Below are 914 nucleotides of genomic sequence, written 5' to 3' on the forward strand. Positions count from 1 at the left end.
TAGGCGGGAACAATCACAACATCACCTTCCTGCAGACGAATGTCATCCTGAATGTTGCCTTTCATGATAAATTGGTAGACGTCGATTGTGGCGATGTTCTTACCGTTACGTACCAGCTGGACATTACGAAGGCTACCTATGTCACTCACACCTCCTGCACGATAAAGTGCATGGAATACAGTAGAAAAGGAAGAAAGAGAGTAAGTGCCCGGCTGGACAACTTCACCCATTACATTGATTTGAATAGTACGGATGCTGCCCAGAGTCAGACGGATGTCAGAAGTGGGGTCATTCGTATTATTAAGACCATTATATATCTTGTTTAATGTTTTTTTGAGATAGTCATTGGCTTCAGAAATGGTTAGTCCGTTCAGGTTGACAGGACCTATTTTCTGAATATTGATAGTGCCATCAGGAGAAATCTGTTGGCGGATAGTGTTCTGACTGGCTCCCCAGATGTCGATAATCACTTCGTCACCGGGACCGAGACGGTAATTTAAAGGGGTGGCGATGTTGACACTGGGTTCAAAAGTCAGGTTACGAGTATTGAAGATGTTTCTTCCGAAAACCTGATTACCACGTGCAAGGTCTTGAGTGCTCGGATGGTCTTCCAACATATCGGAAGTATTCTCCTTCATTTCTTCACGAAGACGGGATTCATTGACATCCGTACCGGTAGCGTTGGAAGCATTGACATTATTCTGCTGCTCATAAAGCTGCTTCACACGCATAGCCTGTTCTTTGGTCACGCCCTTACGGGCAAGTTCGGAGGCTAATTGTTTTTGTTCTTTCCCTTGTCTAATCCCCTCTTTGACATACTCCAACACTTGAGAATCGCTCATATTTTGAGCCATCAAAGGAGAAAAAACTCCTAACAGTAGAATGAATAGAAATACGTTAAAGTTTTTTTGTGT

1 protein-coding gene is annotated in these 914 nt (G+C 43.4%); it reads right to left on the bottom strand.

All coding sequences use genetic code 11. The features are described 5' to 3' along the window. On the bottom strand, window positions 1–914 hold a 914-nt coding region (locus LPH68_RS26455), incomplete at both ends, for a polysaccharide biosynthesis/export family protein (protein WP_230297292.1).

It is taken from the genome of Bacteroides sp. 1_1_30 (assembly GCF_020982715.1).
GTDB lineage: Bacteria > Bacteroidota > Bacteroidia > Bacteroidales > Bacteroidaceae > Bacteroides > Bacteroides xylanisolvens.